Raw genomic sequence first — 18,671 nt, 5'->3', positions numbered from 1 at the left:
CGGGTTGCGCCGACTGTTCGCGATCATGCATCGGGGGCTCTCGTGATGTGCTCCTGGAGTTGTTTCCGTACCTGTCCGCGCTGCTGATCGAGGAGGTCGAGCGAGGGCCGGACAAGGTAGTACTGCGGGCACGAGTGCGGTCGACGACGGGGTCCTGCCATTGCGGTCACAGCTCGTCGCGGGTGCACGGCGGGTATGTACGCAAGCTGCGTGATGCCGCTGTGGGCGGTCTCGGTGTCGTGATCGAGTTACACATACGTCGCTTCCGCTGTGAGAATCCCGCCTGCGCAGCAGTGACGTTCGCCGAGCAGATCGCGGGGCTGACGACTCCGCACGGCCGCTATACCCCTTTGCTGCGTGGGCTGTTGATGCAGATCGGATTGGCGCTGGCCGGCCGGGCCGGGGCCCGCCTGGCGGCCGCGGTTGGCATCACCGTGGGCAGGGACACGCTGCTGCGGATGGTCCGGGCTCTGCCCGAGCCGGAGATCGGCGAGGTTGAGGTGCTTGGTGTCGACGATTTTGCCTTCCGCAAGGGCCGCCACTACGGCACGATGCTGATCGACATGGCCACCCACCGGCCGCTGCATCTCTACGCCGGTCGCGAGGGTGAGGACCTGGCCGCCTGGCTCCAAGGCCATCCCGGGGTGAAGGTCATCTGCCGGGACCGCTCCAGTGGCTACGGGGAGGGCGCGCGGGTCGGTGCGCCGCAGGCCCAGCAGGTCGCGGACCGATATCACTTGTGGGCCAACCTCGGCCAGGCGGTCGAGAAGACGGTTGACGCCCACCGCTCCCGCATGGCCGAACCGCTTGCCGCAGCGGAGGACGGCCCCGGCCACCTGGAAGCGGAGCCCGAGGTGGTGCAGCCGTCGAAGGAGCTGAAGATCGTGACCCGGCTGCGGGAGCAGCATGCCGCCGCCCACGAGCTGTGGGCGCAGGGGATGTCGAAGGCGGCGATCGGCCGGAAGCTCGGGCTGCACCAGGCCACCGTCCGCAAGCTGGTCAACGCACGCTCCGCTGATGATGTCGTCGCCAAGAGCCTGCAGCGGGCTCATGTCGTCGACCCGTACGTCGGCTACCTGCACCGGCGCTGGAACGAAGGCATAAGAAATGTCGCACAGCTCCACCGGGAGATCCAGGAACTCGGCTATCCCGGAGGCGAGTTGGCCGTCCAGCGTCATCTGCGGCGCTACCGCACCGGGCGCGGACACGCACCCACCGTCGGTCCCAAGCCTCCCTCGGTCCGCGAGGTCACCTCTTGGATCATGACGCATCCCGAACACCTCCGCGACGGCGATGCCGACAAGCTGCACCGCCTGCGTGAGCGCGACTCCGAGCTGGACCGGCTCACCGGCCACGTCAGGAAGTTCGCCGTCATGATGACCGCACGCCACGGCGACCGGCTCGAGGAGTGGATCGCCGGCGTCGAGCGCGACACCCTGGCTCCGCTTGCGGGCTTCGCCCGCAACCTCCGCCGCGACTTCGACGCCGTCCGCAACGGTCTGTCCCTGCCGCATAGTTCAGGCGCTGTTGAAGGCAACATCAACCGGCTGAAGATGCTGAAACGCCAGATGTTCGGCCGTGCCGGCCTCGATCTCCTCCGCAAACGCGTCCTGCTCGCACGATGACGCCATCCCCACTGGATCACAAGATCGTCGACAGAACCCTGATCTTGACGTTGATGGCGTCCACGAACAGAACCGGATAGACACGGTCGAGCGGCCGGTTCTGCCATTCGGCCATTCCCTCCATCACCTTGTCGGCCATCGTGGAGATGGTCTGTTTGGACACCTCCGCCCCGTAGACATCGGCCAAGTGCGCGGAGATCTCCCCGTGGGTGAGGCCCTTCGCAGACAGGGAGAGCACCCTTTCGTCCACGCCGGACAGGCGGCGCTGCCGCTTCTTGACGATCTGCGGCTCGAAGCTGCCGGCAGTGTCCCGGGGCACCTCCACCTCGACCGGGCCGACGTCGGTCAGCACAGTCTTCGCACGAGTGCCGTTGCGGCTGTTGCCGTCGTTCTTCCCGGCCGGATCGTGCTTCTCAGCACGGCACTCGGAGCCGTGTGAACAAGCCACCGCCCGCCCGCCACCGCCCCACCGGTCCGCCCAGCGCCCTCCGCCTTGCCCAGGTCTCCTCCGTCGCACAATCGGGCCTTTCGCCGCCGCACTGATCACGGCGTCAGACGCGATCCGGAATTTCCTGTACCGATTAACGGGTGACGCCATGGACACCGGGACGATCCCTCGTCACCCCCACCAGCTCCGTCACCAGCAAGCGTTTCCAGCCACACGCACTAACCTTCTCTCTATATACGAGCATGCATTACTTCCCCCTCTCGCGCGCCTACTCCAGACGCATGATTGTCAGTCACTGGCAGCTCATGCATACTTCCAACGACACCCGGACGAACATCCCCAGAAAAGGATCTTGAGCGTGCCATCCCCGCAACTCCCCCTTCTCGCCGTCGGTCAAAATTCCCCCCACTCTCCCGATACTTGTAGATTCAAATGTGGAAACGCTTGCGCACGCGACGCTCCGAACAGGTCGGGAAATGCCTACTTTGGCGATCTATTACACATGGCTCTATCTCGCAGGACCTTACTCGGCGCCGGCGCCCTCGCACTGATGCCACTGGCCCCGACACCCGCAGGCGCCGTCGGTCCGACCGCGCAGGAGACGGCGGGACGGGGCTTCGATCCTGTGCCGCCCGACAGCGGAGACCGGGTCACCGTCCCCGCGGGCTTCACGCACGAGGTGCTGATCGGCTGGGGGGATCCGGTCCTGCCGGGCGCGCCGCCCTTCGACTTCGACCGCCAGACCGAGGCCGCGCAGGCGCTGCAGTTCGGGGTGAACAACGACTACTGCGCCATCGTCCCCCTGCGCGGCGACGGACGATGGCTCCTGGTCAGCAACCACGAGTACGCGACCGAGCCGCTGATGTTCCCCGACTGGGACCCCGCCGCCCCCACCGAGGCCCAGGTGCGCACTGCCTGGGCGGCGTACGGAATGTCCGTGGTGCTGGTGGAGCGGTCCCCCGACGACGGGAGGCTCCGCGCCGCGGTGGACGGGCGGTGGAACCGGCGCATCACACTGACCACCCCCTTCGAGGTGCGCGGCCCCGCAGCGGGGGCACCGCTGCTGCGCACCTCGGGCGACCCCGGCGGTACGCATGTGCTGGGCACGATGGCCAACTGCTCGGGCGGGACGACGCCCTGGGGCACCGTGCTCTCCGGCGAGGAGAACGTGCACATGGCCTTCGCACACGCCGACCGGGTGACCGATCCGCTGGTCAGTGAGGGGCTCAGGCGGTACGGGTTCCCCGAGGGACCTTCACTGCGCCGCTGGGAGACCTACGACGCCCGGTTCGACCTCGGCCGTGAGCCCCACGAGGCGCACCGCTTCGGCTGGATCGTAGAGATCGACCCCCTGGAGCCGGACTCGGTTCCGGTGAAGCACACGGCGCTGGGCCGCTTCAAACACGAGGGCGCCAACATCTCGGTCGCCCCGGACGGACGCGTCGTGGCCTACATGGGCGACGACGAACGCTTCGAGTACATCTACAAGTTCGTCTCGGACGGGCGCATGCGCGAAGGCCACGACGCGGCCGCTCGCGCACACAACAAACGGCTGCTGGACTCCGGGACGCTGTATGCCGCCCGGTTCAGCGGTGACAGCCCGCCGGAGGAGATCGACGGGGCGGGGCGGCTGCCCGGCGACGGCGCGTTCGACGGCTCCGGCATCTGGGTCCCGCTCGCGCACAACAGCCGCAGCTTCGTGCCCGGCATGAGCGCGGAGGAGGTGTACGTCTTCACCCGGATCGCGGCCGACCGGGCCGGTCCAACCCCGATGGACCGGCCCGAGGACGTCCAGCCGCACCCGGTGACGGGGCGGGTTTACGCCGCCATGACCAACAACGACCACCGGGGGCGGACCGGCCGGCCGGGGCCCGACGAGGCCAATCCGCGCGTCCAGAACCGCGACGGGCACGTCCTGGAGCTGTGCGAACGCGCTGACGACCCGACCGCCGAGCGGTTCGGCTGGCGGCTGCTCCTGGTCTGCGGCGACCCCCGGTCTCCGGGGACGTACTACGGCGGTTTCGACAAGAGCCGCGTCAGCGCCATCTCGTCGCCCGACAACCTGGCCTTCGACGCACACGGCAGCCTGTGGATCGCCACCGACACGGGAGGCCAGGGCGGCCGGAGTGACGGCTTGTACGTGGTGCCGCTCAGCGGCCCGGAGCGCGGCCGGGTCCAGCGGTTCTCACCTTGCCCACCGGCGCGGAGTGCTGCGGTCCCGTGATCGGGCCGGACTTCGTACTCGTCTCGGTTCAGCACCCCGGCGAGCTGTCCGACGCGTCCCCGCAGCGCCCCGCCTCGCATTGGCCGGACGGGGGTGCCGCCCAGCCACGTGCCGCCGTGATCGCCGTACGCCGCAGGGAGGGTGGGCCGATCCTGGGCACACGTCGATAGTCGGCCACGGCCACCGGCGCGGACACCGGCCGCGGCCGCCGGCGCACCGCAGGCCGCAGCGCGGGTACCCCCTGCCCGGCCGCACGGCGACGCACACCGCTTTCACGCCAACATCGTAAGAACGTCGCCAATCGCGATTCAGAAGGTTTTCACTTTACGTCTCCTTGGGGAAGGATGATCTGCCGTCGAGCACTTCAAGCTGTGTCCGCCGGCAGGCGGGCCAGGTATTCGCACCCGGGACTCACGACCTCGTGCCGCCGACGGCAGGGAGGTCTCAGTGTTTCGGGATTTCGGAATTCGCCGTTCCCATCAACAGTAATTATTCGGCACGAAAGCCCTGTTCTCTTCGGGGCCTTGTCCAGCCTTCTTCACCACGAATGACATGAATGAGTGGGTGGCAGTGCAGACGTCTGTGAACTTTTCCCCGGCATCTGATTTCTACGACAAGACACGTGGAGGTGAGGCGCGCGGCCGCAGGATCGCACCGGCCGTCGCAGAGCGCATCGCGAAGGACGAGCTGACCCTCGACGCCGGCATGGGTACCGGTGTGGTGGCCCTGGCGCTCATCGAGACGGGGCACTCCGTGGTGGGCATCGACCTATCGCACTCCATGCTGACGAAGGCGGTGCACCGCGTCGGGAACGTCGCCGCGGCCGCCTCCCTGACCGATCTGCCGTTCCAGGACGGGACCTTCTCCCAGATCTACAGCGTGTGGGTCACCCATGTCGTCGGCGACCTGCGCAAGGGCCTGTCCGAAGTGCACCGGGTGCTCAAGCCCGGCGGCCGGTACGTGGTCATCCCCGGCATGATCCTCTTCGACGACCACCCGGTCAGCAAGATCATGGAGCAGATCCAGTCCCGCACCGCCGAGGCCGACGACCGCGCCGAGCGGATCGTGCCGCTGGCCGAGTGGGTGGGCTTCACCGCCGTCGAGGTCGGCGAGCTGGAGGCGGCTGTGCACGAGCACAGCCCCGAGCAGATCGCCTCCGGCCTGGAACAGCGCATGCTGTACCACCTGTGGGCCGTGGACGACGCGGTCTTCGATGAGAAAGTGGCGCCCCTCGTCAGGGAGTTGCGCGCGCTGCCCGATCCGGACCAGCCGGTCGTACGGCAGACCAGGCGGCAGATCATCGTCCTTGAGAAACGAGTGTGACCATGGCCGACGAGCACCGTACCGAGTTGGCCGCCGCGGTCGCGGCCAGCCCGCTGATCGCCATGCTCACCGAGCCCGACTCCCCCGCCGTACCGGTGGTGACCGAGGAGCTGGGCAAGGCGGGCATCCGGGCCGTGGAGATCACCCTCACCTCGCCGAACGCGCTCGACGCCGTGCGGCGCAGTGTCGCCACCGGCGCCACCCTGGTGGGTGCCGGGACCGTACGCGACCGCGAGACCGCGCGGCACGCGGTGGACGCGGGCGCGCACTACCTGCTCACCCCCGGGGTGCTGCCGGATGTGCTGGACGAGGCCGGAACGCTCGGCGTCCCCGTGGTGTGCGGCGCGTTCACCACCACCGAGGTGATGGAGGCATGGCGGCTCGGCGCCGCCCTGGTGAAGCTCTTCCCCGCACGGCTGGGCGGGCCCGCGTACCTGGCCTCGCTCACGATGGCGTTCGGCGACATCCCGATCGTGCCGACCGGCGGCATCACCGCCGACGACCTGATCGACTACTTCGCGGCGGGCGCCCACGCGGCGGCGCTCGGCCGCCCCCTCGTCGGCGACGCGCTGCGCGGCGGCAACCCGGCCGACGTACGGCACCGGGCCGCCGACCTCCTCGCCCAGGTGCACGCCGCACGGGTCTGACCCCCCCCTGCCGGGGCGACCGGCACGCTCCCTCCTGCCGCGCCCCTTCCCGGGCTTGCCCCAGGCCGTACACCCCCCACCGTTGTCTCGACGAAAGGGAGACCCTTGGGTCTGCAACGCTCCTTCGCACTCGACAGCAAGGCCGAGCGGATCGACGCTCTGGCAGCCAAACGCAAGAACGTGATCGCCTCCGACCAGATGATCGAGGGCCACTACCCGGTCTTCGCCGACCGGGCCCACGGCGCCCATTTCTGGGACGTGGACGGCAACAAGTACCTCGACTTCTTCCTCTCGTACGGCACGGTCATCCTCGGCCACGCCGACCCGGACGTGGACGAGGCCGTGGTCCGCGAGATCCGGCGAGGCTTCGCCACCGGTCTGATGAAGCCCGTCCAGACCGAACTCATCGAGGAACTGCTGGAGATCGTCCCGGGCGCCGAGATGGGCATGCTGCTCAAGACCGGCTCCGACGCGACCGCCGCGGCCGTGCGGCTGTCGCGCGCGTCCACCGGGCGCGACCGGGTGGTGCGCTGGGGCTACAACGGCTGGCACGACTGGTGCGCCCAGTGGGACCACGGCATCCCGGCCGTCAGCCGCGCGCTGGTGGACACCTTCACCTACAACGACCTCGACTCGCTGCGCGCGGTGTTCGAGCGCCATCCCGGACAGATCGCCTGTCTGGTCATGATGCCGTTCATGGTGGAGCGCCCCGCACCCGGATTCCTGGCAGGCGTACGGGAGTTGACCCGCGAGCACGGCACTCTGCTGGTGTTCGACGAGATCCGCTCCGGGTTCCGGCTCGCACTCGGCGGCGCCCAGGAGTACTACGGGGTCACCGCCGACCTGGTGACGCTCAGCAAGGCGTTCGCCAACGGGTATGCGATCTCCGCACTGACCGGGCGCGCCGATGTGCTGCGCACCCTGGACAGGGTGCACATCTCGTCCACGTACTACGCCAATGCCGATGCCATGGCCGCAGCACTGGCCACCGTGCGCAAGCTGCGGTCGGGCGACCACCTTAAGCGGATCTGGCAGCTGGGCGAGCGGCTCCAGAGCGCGCTCGGTGCGCTCGTCACCGAGTTCGGGGCGCCGATCGAAGTGGTGGGGCACCCGCCGATGCCCTTCCTCGACTTCGGCTTCGGTGACGAGGACCGCAACCAGCAGGCCAAACGCATCTTCTACACGGCGACCATCGCCGAGGGCGTCTTCCTCCATCCCAACCACCACTGGTTCATCTCGGCGGCCACCACCGACGACGACATCGACATGGCTGTCCGCGCCGTGCGGTGCGGCCTGACGGCGCTGGCCACGGACGGGTGGCTCGGTGAGGGGCAGGCACGGCAGAAGGAGCACGGGGCGATATGACCGAGTCCGATATACGGCTCGCCGGACCCACCGACGGCGACGCTCCTGAGGCGGGCGACCACGGCTGGGGGATGCTGCAACCGCGCACTCGCACCGAGGCGCACTGGGCCGAGGAGCAGGAAGTGATCGGACCCGGACTGCAGGCGGTGATGCTGCTGTCGCGGCTGTGCGTGGTGGCGGCGGACGGCGCCGAGCTCGTCGACGTCGACGGCAACCGCATCATCGACTTCCAGGGTGCGGGCGGCGTCAACTCCATCGGCCACGCGGAGCCGCGCTTCGTCGCAACCCTCGCCGAGGAGCTGACGCGGGCCACGGCGGGCGCCTTCGCCACCCCCGCCCGGCTCGACATGGTGCGGGTGCTGCGCGACTTCCTCCCCGACGAGCTGGACACCATCCAGCTGTACAGCGGGGGTACGGAGGCGGTGGAGGCGGCGCTCCGGCTGGCCAAGTCGGTCACCGGCAAGCACGAGTTCCTCTCCTTCTGGGGCGGTTTCCACGGCAAGACCATGGGGAGCCTGGCACTGACCGCCGGTGCCCGCTCGGGTCTGGGACCGTTACCGCCCGGCTACTTCTCCGCGCCGTACGCCAACTGCTACCACTGCCCCTTCAAGCTCACCGCGCCCGACTGCGGCTTCACATGCGTGGAGCACGCCCGCGACGTGATCAAGGAGAACTCCACCGGGGCGCTCGCCGCGATCGTGGTCGAGCCGGTACAGGGCAGGTCCGGCAACGTGGTGCCGCCGCCCGGCTATCTGACGGCACTGGGCGAGGTGGCCCGGGAGTTCGACGCGCTGCTGATCTCCGACGAGATGATGACCGGTTTCGGCCGCACCGGCGCCGCCTTCGCCCACCAGCACGAGGACGTGCGCCCCGATGTGCTGACCGTCGGCAAGGGCATGGGCGGCGGCTACCCGGTCACCGGGGTCATCGCCGCCGGGGAGACCATGGCCGCGGCGCCCTTCTCCGACCCCAGCGCCAGTTCCTCCAGCTTCGGTGCGTTCCCCATGGCGTGCCGCGCGGTGGCCACCACCACGGGCATCATCGGCGACGACAAGCTCGTCGAGAACGCCGCCGAACGCGGCCGGGAGATGCTCGACCAGCTCAGCGACCTGGTGGAGCTGGCCCCACTCGTCGGCGACGTGCGCGGGTCGGGGCTCGCGCTCGGCATCGAGCTGGTGGCGGACAAGAAGAGCCGCAGGCCCGCGCCCAAGAGCGTGGTGCAGCGCGTCTACCTCGAACTGATGGAGGCAGGCGTGCTGGTGATGCTCGGCGGCAACGCCCTGCGGCTCTATCCGCCGCTGACGATCGGCCGCGAGCAGGCCGACACCGCCGTCGGCATCATCCGCGAGACCCTGATCCGCACCAGGGGTGAGGGATGACCGCTGTGCTCGACTCCGCCCGCCTCACCGCGACGGCCCTCAGGGCCGCGACGGCCGCCGGGGACGAACTGCTGCGCCGCAGGGGCGCCCCGCACTCGGTGCGCACCAAGGAGGGCGACGCGCTGGTCAGCGACGCCGACCTGGCCGCGGAGCACGGCGCGCTGGCCGTGCTGCGCGCCGAGACCCCCGACTTCGCGGTCGTGTCGGAGGAGACCAGCCCCGACTGGCCCGACGACGGGCGGCCGACCTGGATCGTCGACCCCCTCGACGGCACCACCAACTATCTGCGGGGGCTGCCCGACTACGCGGTCGCGCTGGCCCTCGTCGTCGCGGGCCGCACGGAGCTGTCGCTGATCCTGCTGCCCGAGTACGGCACGGTGTTCCGGGCCGCCGCCGGAGCGGGCGCCTTCCGCGACGAGGCACGACTGCACATCCCTGAACGGCCGCCGGGCCGCCCGCTCGCGGGCACCGGCTTCGGCACCGAGGGCGTGGTGCGCGAGCAACAGCGTTCGGTGGCCGACCGGTTGCTGCGCGGAGGCTTCGAGATACGGGAGCCGGGCAGCGCGTCCACCGGACTGTGCCGGGTCGCGTCGGGAGCGTACGACGGCTATCTGGAGTTCGGCATCGGAGTGTGGGACACCGTGCCCGGCGCGCTGCTGGTCAGCGAGGCGGGCGGGACGGTCACCGGATGGGGCGGCGAGGTCTTCACGCCGCGCGACGGCCACCTGGTCGCCGCGTCGCACGCCGTCCACCGGGAGCTGACCGAGGCCGGGGGCCCCTGCCCGCCGGTCGCGGAGTGGGGAGGGCCCGCATGAGCGAGACATACGGTGCGCGGGCACCGATCAGCCGGGAGGCGACGGTCTCGGTGGCCGTCGTCGGGTTCGGCACGGCGGGCGGCGCCCGGCTGAGCGGCTACGCGGCGGTGCCTGGCGTCGAGGTGGCGGCGGTCATCGACCCGTCGCCCGAGCGGCGCGAGCAGGCAGCGCGGCTGCTGCCACGGGGGCGGGTCTTCGCCTCGTACGAGGAACTGGCGGCCGGCACGGACACCCCCGTGGACGTGGTGGACGTGTGCACGCCGCCCGCGCTCCACGATCCGCTGACCCGGGCCGCGCTCGCCGCGGGCCGGCACGTCATCTGCGAGAAGCCGGTCGCGGTGCGCGGCGCGGACGCCCGGGAGCTGATCGCGCTCGCCCGCGAGCGGGGGCGGCTGCTGTTCCCTTCGCACAACTACGGGACGTCGCCCTTGATGCGGACGCTACGGGAAGCGGTGGGCGGCGGTCCCTCCCAACAGGCAACGGGCGAAGAGGGGACGGGCGGCGTCGGTCGGCTGGAGTCGGCGACCTTCCGCATTCTGCGCGACCGGCACGCCCGCGGGGTGCCGGGCTTCGCACCCGACTGGCGCCGCTCCGCCAAACTGGCGGGCGGCGGTATTCTGCTGGACCACGGCACGCACTGCATCTACATGGCGCTGCGGCTCTTCGGCCGGGCGCCCGTGAAGCTGTCCTGCACCGTGGAGCGGCCCGAAGGGGACCCGGCGGCGGTGGACGAAGCGGCCCGGCTGCGCCTGTACTTCGGCGACGGGCAGTGCGACATCGAACTGAGCTGGACCAGCGGCGAACGCTCCAACCACTACGCCGTCTCCGGCTCGGCCGGTGTGCTGAGCATCGACGACGGGGAGGTCACAGGCCGCACAGCGGCGGGCCAGTGGCGGCGCTCCCTCGTCTCGCCGAGCAAGGACCAGACGCACCTGGAGTGGTTCGCGCCGATGTACGAGGACTTCCGGCGGGTGCTGGCCGCGCCCCGGCTGTGGGAAGGACCCGCCCTGGAGATTGAGGACACCGCGCGGATCGTGGAGGCGGCCTACGCGTCGGCGGACGCGGGCGGCCGCACGATGCCGGTCTGACTCCCCCAGCCCTGGCGGGGCCCCGGCCGGTACGTCGGCCGCGACCCCGTCATCGGATCGCCCGGGTCAGGCCGCCGGGGCCCCGCCGATGGCGCGGGCGAGCAGCGGGCCCTCCTCTGTCAGGTTGTCGAAGGTGGTGGAACGTTCGTGGGAGGCGAAGTAGTGGCAGATCACCCGGTCTTCGATGGCGGGCAGCCAATCCAGGCGACCGGACCGGTAGGGCTCGCCCAGGTCGCGGGCGCTCCCGTCGCCGAGGCGTCCGCCGAGCAGCGAGTACGACATCTGCGTGACGTAGCGCGGGGCGAAGCTGATCTCCTGGGGCAGCGCCTTCAGGGTGCGCTCCAGGAAATCCGCGTCGAAGAAGGCGGCGGTGTCGACGGCGGCGAACCCGCAGCACATGTACGGCACGTACGGGGTGCCGGGCAGGTGGTCCACTATCCAGTGCACGCCCTGGGGCTCCCAGCCGAACTCGGGCGAGTACAAGAAGGCGGGACGCTCGCCCGGCTCGGCGGCCGCCCACTCGACGAGCGCCTGTGGACGCGACAGGAATACCACGTCGCTGTCCATGCTGACCACCAACGGCGCCTCGCTCAGCAGGAAGTAGTCGACGAGCTGGAGGATGCGGACGTTGTTGCGGCGGACGGCGGCGAGCGTGGGGTGGTCCGCGAGCTTCTCGGCCACGCGCCGGTCCGCCTCGGCGCGGCCGATGACCCGGACCTCGGGCACCTGGCGGCGCAGCCGGTCGGTGTCGCGCGCGGTGAGCGTCCCGTCGTCGTGCACCACCGGCGTCACCTCGGGCCAGTGGCGGGCCAGCGACTTGGCGGCGAAGAGGTAGAGGGGCACGTGGTCGGAGGAGACCAGGCTGTGCACCTCCACTCCGTGCTCCGCGGTGAATCGGGGGACCTTCGTGGCGAGCAGCCGACGGGTGAGGGCGAACGCGTCCCGAGTGCTTCCTGCGGTGACGTCTTCGGACTGACTCATGCGGGCCTCCTTGACCGAAGGACAAATATGAACGAACACCTTAATTATGATCAAATCTCCTCTAGGGGAGAAGAGTTGGGGTGGCTCTTCCTGACTCCGCACGAGGCGGACGTGGTCCGTGAGGCGACGGCGATGCTCGTCCCCGGACCCGCCGACGCTCCGGGCGAGACCGCACCCGGAGCCCGTGAGGCGGATGTCGTGCGGTACGTCGACCGCCTGCTCGGCGCGTTCGAGACCGATCCGCCCCTGGTCTACGCGTCGGGGCGCCCCGACGGGTCCTTCCTGCCGCTCTCACCCGCTCAGCAGATGGGCTGGCGCCGCCGCGTCGACGGTCTCCAACAGGCGTACCGGACGGGCGTCCTGGCCCTGGACCGGCTCGCGGACGGTGACTTCACCTGCGCCCCGCAGGAGGTCCGCCACCGGGCACTGTGCGACGCCGAGGCAACGGCCTTCCGGGACCTGCTCTTCGACCACGCGATCGAGGGGACCTACGGCGACCCGGTCTACCGGGGCCGGCCGACCGTGGTGGGCCGCACGGTCCTGGGGCTTCCCGGCCCCCGGGAGGGCCGCCCGGATCCCGTCCGGCCGTACGCCGGTGAGGGCCCCGACCCCCTCGCCACCCTGGCCCAGCACTTCCTGGAAGCGGCCCGTGCGGTCGCCTCGTCGGGGTGCTCCGATGACTGAGCGCGCGGTGGTCGTGGGCAGCGGCCCCGGCGGTTCGGTAGCCGCGATGGTGCTGGCCGAGGCCGGCTGGGACGTCACCGTGCTGGAGCGCGGTCCCAACCACTTCGAGGACCTGCGGGACCCGGCGCCGCGCCACGTGTTCTCCCCGGACGAGATCAAGGGCCCGGTGCGCGGCTTCGAGTACCCCGATCCGCTGGCCGAGCCCCGGGTGTTCCACGACCGCGGTTTCCCCGGGCCGCCGCACACCGGTTTCGTCAACGCCCTGCCCGCGGCCGTCGGGGGAGGCTCCGTGCACTGGGACGCCAAGACGCCCCGGCTGTGGGACCTGGACTTCGCCAAGCGCTCGATGCTGGGACCGCTGCCGGACTGCTCCGTCGTGGACTGGCCGTTCGACTACGCCGAGCTCGCCCCGTACTACACAGAGATGGAAGCGCTGCTGGGCGTGCAGGGCGACCGGGCCGCGCTGCCCGCCGTACCGACGCTGCGACACGCTCCGCGCGACGGGGACTTCCCCATGCCGCCGGGGCCCGACCAGGAGTCATCGGTACGGGCCGCGCGGGCCGCTCGGGAGCTCGGGCTGCGCCCGTACCCGATGCCGATGGCCGCCAACTCCCGCCCGTACGACTCCCGTCCGGCCTGCACCGACTGCGGTGCGTGCTGCGGATACGGCTGCCCGAACCAGTCGCGCGGCAGCGCGCTGCCCGCGCTGCGCCGGGCGGTGCTCGCCGGGGCCGAGGTGCTGCCGCTGGCCACGGCCGTCTCGGTACGGCATTCGGGGCGCCGGGCGAGCGGTGTGGTGTACGCGGATGCCGGTGGGCACCGCGTCGAGCTGCCCGCCGACCGGGTGGTGCTCGCGGGTTCGGCGGTGGAGAGCTGCCGACTGGCCCTGCTGTCCGAGCTGCCGGACCCCTCGGGGCTGCTGGGGCGCCATCTGATGTTCCACTGGTACTCCGTCGCCTACGGGCTGTTCCTGAGCGAGCGGGTGCGCAATGCGCGCGGGCGCAACATCACGCACGCCCTGGACGACTTCGCCGACCCCGACCACCCCGGTGCCCGGGAGGCTGCCCGAGAGGCGGGGCTGCCGTATCTCCGCGGCGGCGTGGTGGAGTTGGGCGGAGGACAGCCGGGGCCCGTGGAGGAGGGCCGGATCTACCGGCGGCTACTGCCGAAGCTCGCGGGCGCACCCTACGGCCCGGCCTTCCAGCGGCTGATGCGTGAAAGCCCGCTGCGGGACCGCCTGTTGGGCGTACAGATGCACGGTGAGGACGTCTCCCAGCGGGAGAACCGGATCGATCTGGAGTCCGGCACCCGCGACTGGCTGGGGGTGCCCGTACCCCACATCACCTGGGCACCGCACCGCCACGAGACCACGGCGCAGCGCTTCTACCTGCCCCGACTGGCCGCGCTGCTGCGCGCGGCCGGCGCGGACGAGGTGGCGGCGGTCCCGGAGACCCGCTCGCGGGCCTTCCCCGGTGAACCAGGCACCGTGCCGGGCAACTTCCACACCCTCGGCGGGATGCGGATGAGCGCCGACCCCGGGGCGGGCGTCACGGACGGGGTGGGCCGGATGCACTCCCTGGACAACGTCTTCGTCGCCGACGGCGGCCTCTTCCCCACCTCCGGGGCGCACAACCCGACCCTGACGATCATGGCCACCGCGCTGCGCAACACCAGGAGGACGACGTGAGCCACGCGACCGCCGAGGACGATCGGCCCTACGTCTTCGACCCCGCCACCGCCCTGGGCTGGAAGAACATCGGCCTCGACGGTCTGGGCTGCTTCCTGCGCTCGGTCGAGGCGGTGCTGCTGCACCAGGGGTACGGCGCGGCCGATGTGGCGCGCGGCCTGGCCGCACCGCTGGACCTGGTGCGGCGCGGCGAGTGGTACGGGCCGATGAGCGAGTTCCCCGCCTGCACCGCCCGCTGGTACCTGTCGGACATCGGCGAGGGCCGCTCCCAGTGGCCGCGCGTCGCCGAACTCGTCACGTCGGGCACACCCGTGGTGCTGATGCCCGACGGGCACCACTGGCCGGGCGACGACCACGAGGGCAAGGAGCACTACCACCACCACATGGTGCTGGCCCACCGGCTGGACGCCGAGGGCCTGCACCTGCTGGACACCGACGCCCCCGCCGATGGGGGCCATCGCAGGATCCTGCCGGTCGACGACGCACTGCGGAGCTCCTGTACCCGCTACGCGGTCCTGGAGCGAATCGACCCGCCGGGCGGCCGGCGGCCCGGGGAGCCTGCCACCGCGCTGGTGCGGCCCTCCCTGGTGCCGCTCGCCGAGGACATCGCCGAGCTGCGGGCCTTCCACGGCGAGGTGTGGTCGGGGGCGCGGCTTCCGCTGCTGCTGGCCAAGGGCATGGACGTGTGGGTGCTCGGGGACGTACAGCCGCAGCTGTTCCTGCTGGGCCACGCCCTGGCCGAGTCGGACGACCCGCGTGTGGCGGAGGTGTCTCGGGCATCGCTGGCGGCGGCGGCCCGGGCACAGAAGGTCGGCCTGCTGCTGCTCGGGCTGCACCGGTTCCGCTCGGAGGGTGTCTACGCGATGGCCCATGAGGAGATCGCCGTGCTGGCGGACGCCTGCGAGGAACTGCTGGCGGCGATGTGCCGGTACGCCGGAGTCGAGCGGCTCCGGGTGACGGGCGACGGCCTGCGGCTCGTACAGAGGCTGCGCGGCGAGGCCCAGTGGTGCTTCGGAGAGGGCCGCCCACTGCCCGATCTGTCCTTCGACTGAGCAACCGAAAACACCGATGACACCCTGCGGAAAAATTGGACCGCAGGAATGGAAAAGCACGCTCTGAATTAATTGCACAAAGGTTTGACAACCGCCGGTTATCGATTTAACGTATGGCCTGGATTTTATGCGATCCATGCTGCGAGCAGAGGAGTCATCATGACCCTGAACAGTGGAAACAGCAGTTCAACAGCGGATCGGACCGTCATCTTCGACGAGGTTCGAAAAGTCCTTGTGGAGCAGTGCGGAACACCCGATGACATTGTGGTCAACCTCACCGAACAAGACCTGATGGATGAGCTCGGACTCGATTCCATCACCCTCGCCTATGTGTTTACCTATTTCGAGCAGAAGCACGATCTGACTTTCGAGAACGACGACATCGACCCGTTGCGCTACCAGACGGTGAGCGAACTCATCGACGTCCTCGCCGGCCGTATATCCGAGGCCGCGGCGGAGGCCAGGTGACCGTGCCCCCGGGGACCGATGCGGACGCGATGGCCCCCGACGACCGGCTGCTGATGAACACCTTCATGTCCCAGTACCGGCTGCCCGCGGTCGTCGCCGCCGACCGGCTCGGGCTCTTCCCCGCGCTGGCCGAGGCACCGGCGAACGGCGAGGAGCTGGCGCGGGCGCGCGGTCTTGACCCCCACGGCACCTCGGTGCTGCTGGAGTTCCTCGCGGCCATCGGCCATCTCGCCGTGCACGACAGCCGCTACCACCTCACGCCTTCCGCGCACGCCTTCCTGCTGCCGGGCAGCGCCCGCTACTGGGGGCCGATGCTCGGGCTCGGCTGGGACGAGCGCTGCGCCGCCGTACGGCACGTGGTCACCACCGGCTCCCCGCACGGCTACCGCGGCAAGGGCATCTGGGAGACCCACGAGCACTCTCCGCGCCACGGCGTGCAGTTCGCCCGGGCCATGCACGCCCACTCCGCCGCACCGGCCGCCGTCCTCGCCGCCCGGCTGGACCTGGCCGACTGCGCCTCGCTGCTGGAGGTCGCGGGCGGCGTCGGCACCTTCGCCATGGCGCTGGCCCGCCGCAACCCGCACCTCAAAGCCATCGTCATGGACCTGCCCGTGGTCGAGAGGGAGGCGAACCGGCTGCTGGCCGACGCCGACCTCGCCGACCGGATCGTGCTGCGCACCGGCGACATGTTCACCGGCCCCTGGCCCGACGGCCAGGACCGGGTACTGCTCGCGGACGTCCTCAGCGACTGGGACGACGAGCGCTGCCGCGCCCTGCTGGAGCGCGCCCGCACCAGTCTGGCCGCCGACGGCCGACTGCTGGTCCACCAGGTGCTGCCCGACGACGCGGCCCGCCGCTCCCCCACCGTCACGGGCTACTCGCTGGCCCTCGCGGTGATGACCGGCGGCCGCCTGCGCACCCTGCCCGAACTCACGCGCCTGCTCACGGCGGCGGGCTTCACCGACTGCACCACCGTCCCCGTCTACGGCTACTACGCCCTGGTCACCGCACGACCTGCCTGACTCCGCCCGGCGCCGCACACCACGTCGCCGCATCCCCGCACCCGAATGGGAGAGGACATGGACAGCCCACCTCGCGTCACCGCGATCATCACCAGCCGCGAGCGCTTCTCGTACGCAGAGGAGTCCCTCGAGAGCTTCTACGCCCACACCGATGTCCCCTGCCGGGTCGTGTACGTCGACGTCAACTCCCCCAGCGACCGCTGGGAGCGGCTGCAGCGGCTGAGCGACATCCACGGGTTCACCTCCGTGCGCGTCAACAAATACGTCTCGCCCAACTGCGCCCGCAACATCGGACTGCGCTACGCCGAGGGCGAGTACGTCGTCTTCCTCGACAACGACGTGGAGTACACCCCCGGCTGGCTGGAGCCGCTCATCGACTGTGCCGACAAGGAGCAGGCCGCCATGGTCGGCCCGCTCTACCTGCACGGCCCGCTGGAGGAACAGACCGTCCACATGGCGGGCGGCGACATGGAGTTCTCCGGCACCTGGGGCACCCGTGAATTCACCCAGACCCAGCGCCACTTCATGAAGCCCGTCTCCGAGGTACCGGCCGACGAGCTGCACCGCCAGCGGTGCGACATCATCGAGTTCCACTGCGCCCTGGTGCGCCGCTCGGTGTTCGACCAAGTCGGCGGCATGGACGAGGGCCTGCTGACCACCCGGGAGCACCTGGACTTCAGCCAGCGCGTGCTGGACGCGGGCGGCACGGTGTGGTTCGAGCCCTCGTCGGTCATCACCTACCGGATGCCGCCGCCCTTCGCGCTCACCGACCTGCCGTACTTCATGCTCCGCTGGAGCGACGCCTGGACGGCCGAGACACTGAAGCACTTCGCCACCAAGTACGGCATCAAACCCGGCTATGTGGAGCGGGTCACCAAGAACCGCAAGGGCCGTCAGTGGCTGCTGTTCGAGCAGATCAAGCAGTACCTGCCGGACGCGCTCGGCCCAACCGCCACGAAGGCCGTCAAGCGCGCCTTCCAGAAGGTCGAACCGATCGGCAACCGCCTGCTGGTGGAGTTCATGGCGCTGCGCGAGCCCCCACTCGAGTGGCAGGTCCACCACAATTCCCGCCCGGCCGCCCGGGAACCGGCCGCCACAGCGGGCACCGCTTCATGAACGCCCGCCCCCCGGCCCGGCCCCGGATACTTGTCGTCACCGGCATCCCCGGCAGCGGCAAGTCGACGGTGGGGGCACTGCTGGCGCGCCGCTTCGACCCCGCCGTGCTGGTCGAGGGCGATGTGCTGCGGCGCATGGTGGTCACCGGCCGCGCCGAGATGACGCCCGCCCCCTCGCGGCAGGCCCTGCACCAGTACGGGCTGCGGCTGCGCCACCTGGCGCAGCTGACCCGCTCATACGCCGCCGAGGGCTTCACCGTGGTCGCCGAGGACAACCTGCTGGGCGAGCACCTGGAGCGGTTCGTCGGCCTGCTCGGGGACACCGGGCCGCGCCACGTCATCGCGCTCGCCCCGGACTGCGATGCGGTGCTGAGCCGGGACGCGAGCCGCGCCGACCAGGCGTACGACGGGGACGGCTGGGGGGCGCGGGAGCTGGACCGGGTCTTCCGCCGCGACACGGCGCGGCTCGGCCTGTGGCTGGACACCTCGGGCCAGAAGGCCGAGGAGACCGTGCAGGAGATCCTGGACCGGCTCGACGAGAGCGCGCTGCCGTGACACTCCAAGGGCACCGGGCCACCGTGGACGAGGACGCGGTGCACGAGGGGACGGTGCACCAAACGGTGCGCCAAGTGGAGGTGCACCAGGCCCTGGTGACGCCCGCGGCGGCCCGGCACTGCGCCGGGCTGCTGGACTCCACCGAGCGCGGCAGGGCCGCCCGGCTGCCCGCCCCGGCAGCCGCCCGGTTCAC

Annotated in this window: 16 protein-coding genes and 2 pseudogenes; 16 read left to right on the top strand and 2 right to left on the bottom strand. The window is 70.7% G+C overall.

Features of this window, described 5'->3' with window-relative positions:
* The first annotated feature begins 47 nt into the window (after window positions 1-47).
* Window positions 48-1,625, top strand: a complete 1,578-nt coding sequence (locus tag KN815_RS08305; RefSeq protein ID WP_216341102.1) for an ISL3 family transposase — start codon at window positions 48-50, stop codon at window positions 1,623-1,625.
* 37 nt (window positions 1,626-1,662) lie between these two features.
* Here KN815_RS08305 and KN815_RS08300 read toward each other — a convergent pair.
* Window positions 1,663-2,040 (bottom strand): annotated as a pseudogene (locus KN815_RS08300) (transposase); the annotation flags it as partial.
* Between the two features lie 391 nt (window positions 2,041-2,431).
* Here KN815_RS08300 and KN815_RS08295 point away from each other — a divergent pair.
* The 7 genes and pseudogenes from KN815_RS08295 to KN815_RS08265 all read left to right on the top strand — a co-directional run bounded on the left by KN815_RS08295 (window position 2,432) and on the right by KN815_RS08265 (window position 10,914).
* Window positions 2,432-4,467: pseudogene (locus KN815_RS08295) on the top strand (PhoX family protein).
* Window positions 4,468-4,867: 400 nt separating this feature from the next.
* Window positions 4,868-5,620, top strand: a complete 753-nt coding sequence (locus tag KN815_RS08290) for a class I SAM-dependent methyltransferase (protein ID WP_216341101.1) — start codon at window positions 4,868-4,870, stop codon at window positions 5,618-5,620.
* Between the two features lie 2 nt (window positions 5,621-5,622).
* Window positions 5,623-6,267, top strand: a complete 645-nt coding sequence (locus KN815_RS08285) for a bifunctional 4-hydroxy-2-oxoglutarate aldolase/2-dehydro-3-deoxy-phosphogluconate aldolase (RefSeq protein ID WP_216341100.1) — start codon at window positions 5,623-5,625, stop codon at window positions 6,265-6,267.
* Between the two features lie 105 nt (window positions 6,268-6,372).
* A complete protein-coding gene (locus KN815_RS08280) occupies window positions 6,373-7,632 on the top strand; it encodes an aspartate aminotransferase family protein (RefSeq protein ID WP_216341099.1) in 1,260 nt (419 codons plus the stop codon).
* Window positions 7,629-9,011, top strand: a complete 1,383-nt coding sequence (locus KN815_RS08275; protein WP_216341098.1) for an aspartate aminotransferase family protein — start codon at window positions 7,629-7,631, stop codon at window positions 9,009-9,011. Before KN815_RS08280 ends, KN815_RS08275 begins: the two co-directional genes overlap by 4 nt.
* The gene (locus KN815_RS08270; RefSeq protein ID WP_216341097.1) at window positions 9,008-9,826 is read left to right on the top strand and encodes an inositol monophosphatase family protein; all 819 of its coding nucleotides are present in this window, start codon (window positions 9,008-9,010) and stop codon (window positions 9,824-9,826) included. The genes KN815_RS08275 and KN815_RS08270 overlap by 4 nt, the downstream gene beginning before the upstream one ends.
* Window positions 9,823-10,914 (top strand): Gfo/Idh/MocA family protein, encoded by a 1,092-nt coding sequence (locus KN815_RS08265; RefSeq protein ID WP_216341096.1) that lies wholly within the window; start codon window positions 9,823-9,825, stop codon window positions 10,912-10,914. Before KN815_RS08270 ends, KN815_RS08265 begins: the two co-directional genes overlap by 4 nt.
* Before the next feature lie 66 nt (window positions 10,915-10,980).
* Here the strand turns inward: KN815_RS08265 and KN815_RS08260 are convergent, their stop codons facing one another.
* Complete coding sequence (locus tag KN815_RS08260) at window positions 10,981-11,895, bottom strand: hypothetical protein (RefSeq protein WP_216341095.1); 915 nt, start codon at window positions 11,893-11,895, stop codon at window positions 10,981-10,983.
* A gap of 75 nt (window positions 11,896-11,970) precedes the next feature.
* Between KN815_RS08260 and KN815_RS08255 the strand changes: the two genes are divergently transcribed.
* From KN815_RS08255 to KN815_RS08220, 8 genes are all read left to right on the top strand, one after another.
* A complete protein-coding gene (locus KN815_RS08255) occupies window positions 11,971-12,579 on the top strand; it encodes a gluconate 2-dehydrogenase subunit 3 family protein (protein ID WP_216341094.1) in 609 nt (202 codons plus the stop codon).
* On the top strand, window positions 12,572-14,266 hold the full coding sequence (locus KN815_RS08250) for a GMC oxidoreductase (RefSeq protein ID WP_216341093.1): 1,695 nt from the start codon (window positions 12,572-12,574) through the stop codon (window positions 14,264-14,266). Before KN815_RS08255 ends, KN815_RS08250 begins: the two co-directional genes overlap by 8 nt.
* Window positions 14,263-15,318: a hypothetical protein gene (locus KN815_RS08245; protein WP_216341092.1), complete on the top strand. Its 1,056-nt coding sequence runs from the start codon at window positions 14,263-14,265 to the stop codon at window positions 15,316-15,318. The genes KN815_RS08250 and KN815_RS08245 overlap by 4 nt, the downstream gene beginning before the upstream one ends.
* 159 nt (window positions 15,319-15,477) lie before the next feature.
* Complete coding sequence (locus tag KN815_RS08240; RefSeq protein ID WP_216341091.1) at window positions 15,478-15,786, top strand: acyl carrier protein; 309 nt, start codon at window positions 15,478-15,480, stop codon at window positions 15,784-15,786.
* On the top strand, window positions 15,783-16,808 hold the full coding sequence (locus KN815_RS08235; RefSeq protein ID WP_216341090.1) for a methyltransferase: 1,026 nt from the start codon (window positions 15,783-15,785) through the stop codon (window positions 16,806-16,808). The genes KN815_RS08240 and KN815_RS08235 overlap by 4 nt, the downstream gene beginning before the upstream one ends.
* Window positions 16,809-16,865: 57 nt before the next feature.
* Window positions 16,866-17,924 carry a glycosyltransferase family 2 protein gene (locus tag KN815_RS08230; protein ID WP_216341089.1) on the top strand — a complete coding sequence of 353 codons (1,059 nt, stop codon included), beginning with the start codon at window positions 16,866-16,868 and terminating at the stop codon, window positions 17,922-17,924.
* On the top strand, window positions 17,921-18,478 hold the full coding sequence (locus KN815_RS08225; RefSeq protein WP_216341088.1) for an AAA family ATPase: 558 nt from the start codon (window positions 17,921-17,923) through the stop codon (window positions 18,476-18,478). Before KN815_RS08230 ends, KN815_RS08225 begins: the two co-directional genes overlap by 4 nt.
* The coding region (locus KN815_RS08220; protein WP_216341087.1) for a hypothetical protein at window positions 18,475-18,671 on the top strand (197 nt) is incomplete at its 3' end. The genes KN815_RS08225 and KN815_RS08220, both read left to right, overlap by 4 nt.

It is taken from the genome of Streptomyces niphimycinicus (genome assembly GCF_018883605.1).
Taxonomy (GTDB): Bacteria; Actinomycetota; Actinomycetes; order Streptomycetales; family Streptomycetaceae; genus Streptomyces; species Streptomyces niphimycinicus.
This window is presented reverse-complemented; position numbering and strand designations above follow the sequence as displayed.

Coding starts and splice junctions, on each gene's coding strand:
- KN815_RS08285 (WP_216341100.1), top strand. CDS start 5,623: ATGGCCGACGAGCACCGTACCGAGTTGGCCGCCGCGGTCGCGGCCAGC.
- KN815_RS08275 (WP_216341098.1), top strand. CDS start 7,629: ATGACCGAGTCCGATATACGGCTCGCCGGACCCACCGACGGCGACGCT.
- KN815_RS08270 (WP_216341097.1), top strand. CDS start 9,008: ATGACCGCTGTGCTCGACTCCGCCCGCCTCACCGCGACGGCCCTCAGG.
- KN815_RS08265 (WP_216341096.1), top strand. CDS start 9,823: ATGAGCGAGACATACGGTGCGCGGGCACCGATCAGCCGGGAGGCGACG.
- KN815_RS08260 (WP_216341095.1), bottom strand. CDS start 11,895: ATGAGTCAGTCCGAAGACGTCACCGCAGGAAGCACTCGGGACGCGTTC.
- KN815_RS08250 (WP_216341093.1), top strand. CDS start 12,572: ATGACTGAGCGCGCGGTGGTCGTGGGCAGCGGCCCCGGCGGTTCGGTA.
- KN815_RS08240 (WP_216341091.1), top strand. CDS start 15,478: ATGACCCTGAACAGTGGAAACAGCAGTTCAACAGCGGATCGGACCGTC.
- KN815_RS08230 (WP_216341089.1), top strand. CDS start 16,866: ATGGACAGCCCACCTCGCGTCACCGCGATCATCACCAGCCGCGAGCGC.
- KN815_RS08225 (WP_216341088.1), top strand. CDS start 17,921: ATGAACGCCCGCCCCCCGGCCCGGCCCCGGATACTTGTCGTCACCGGC.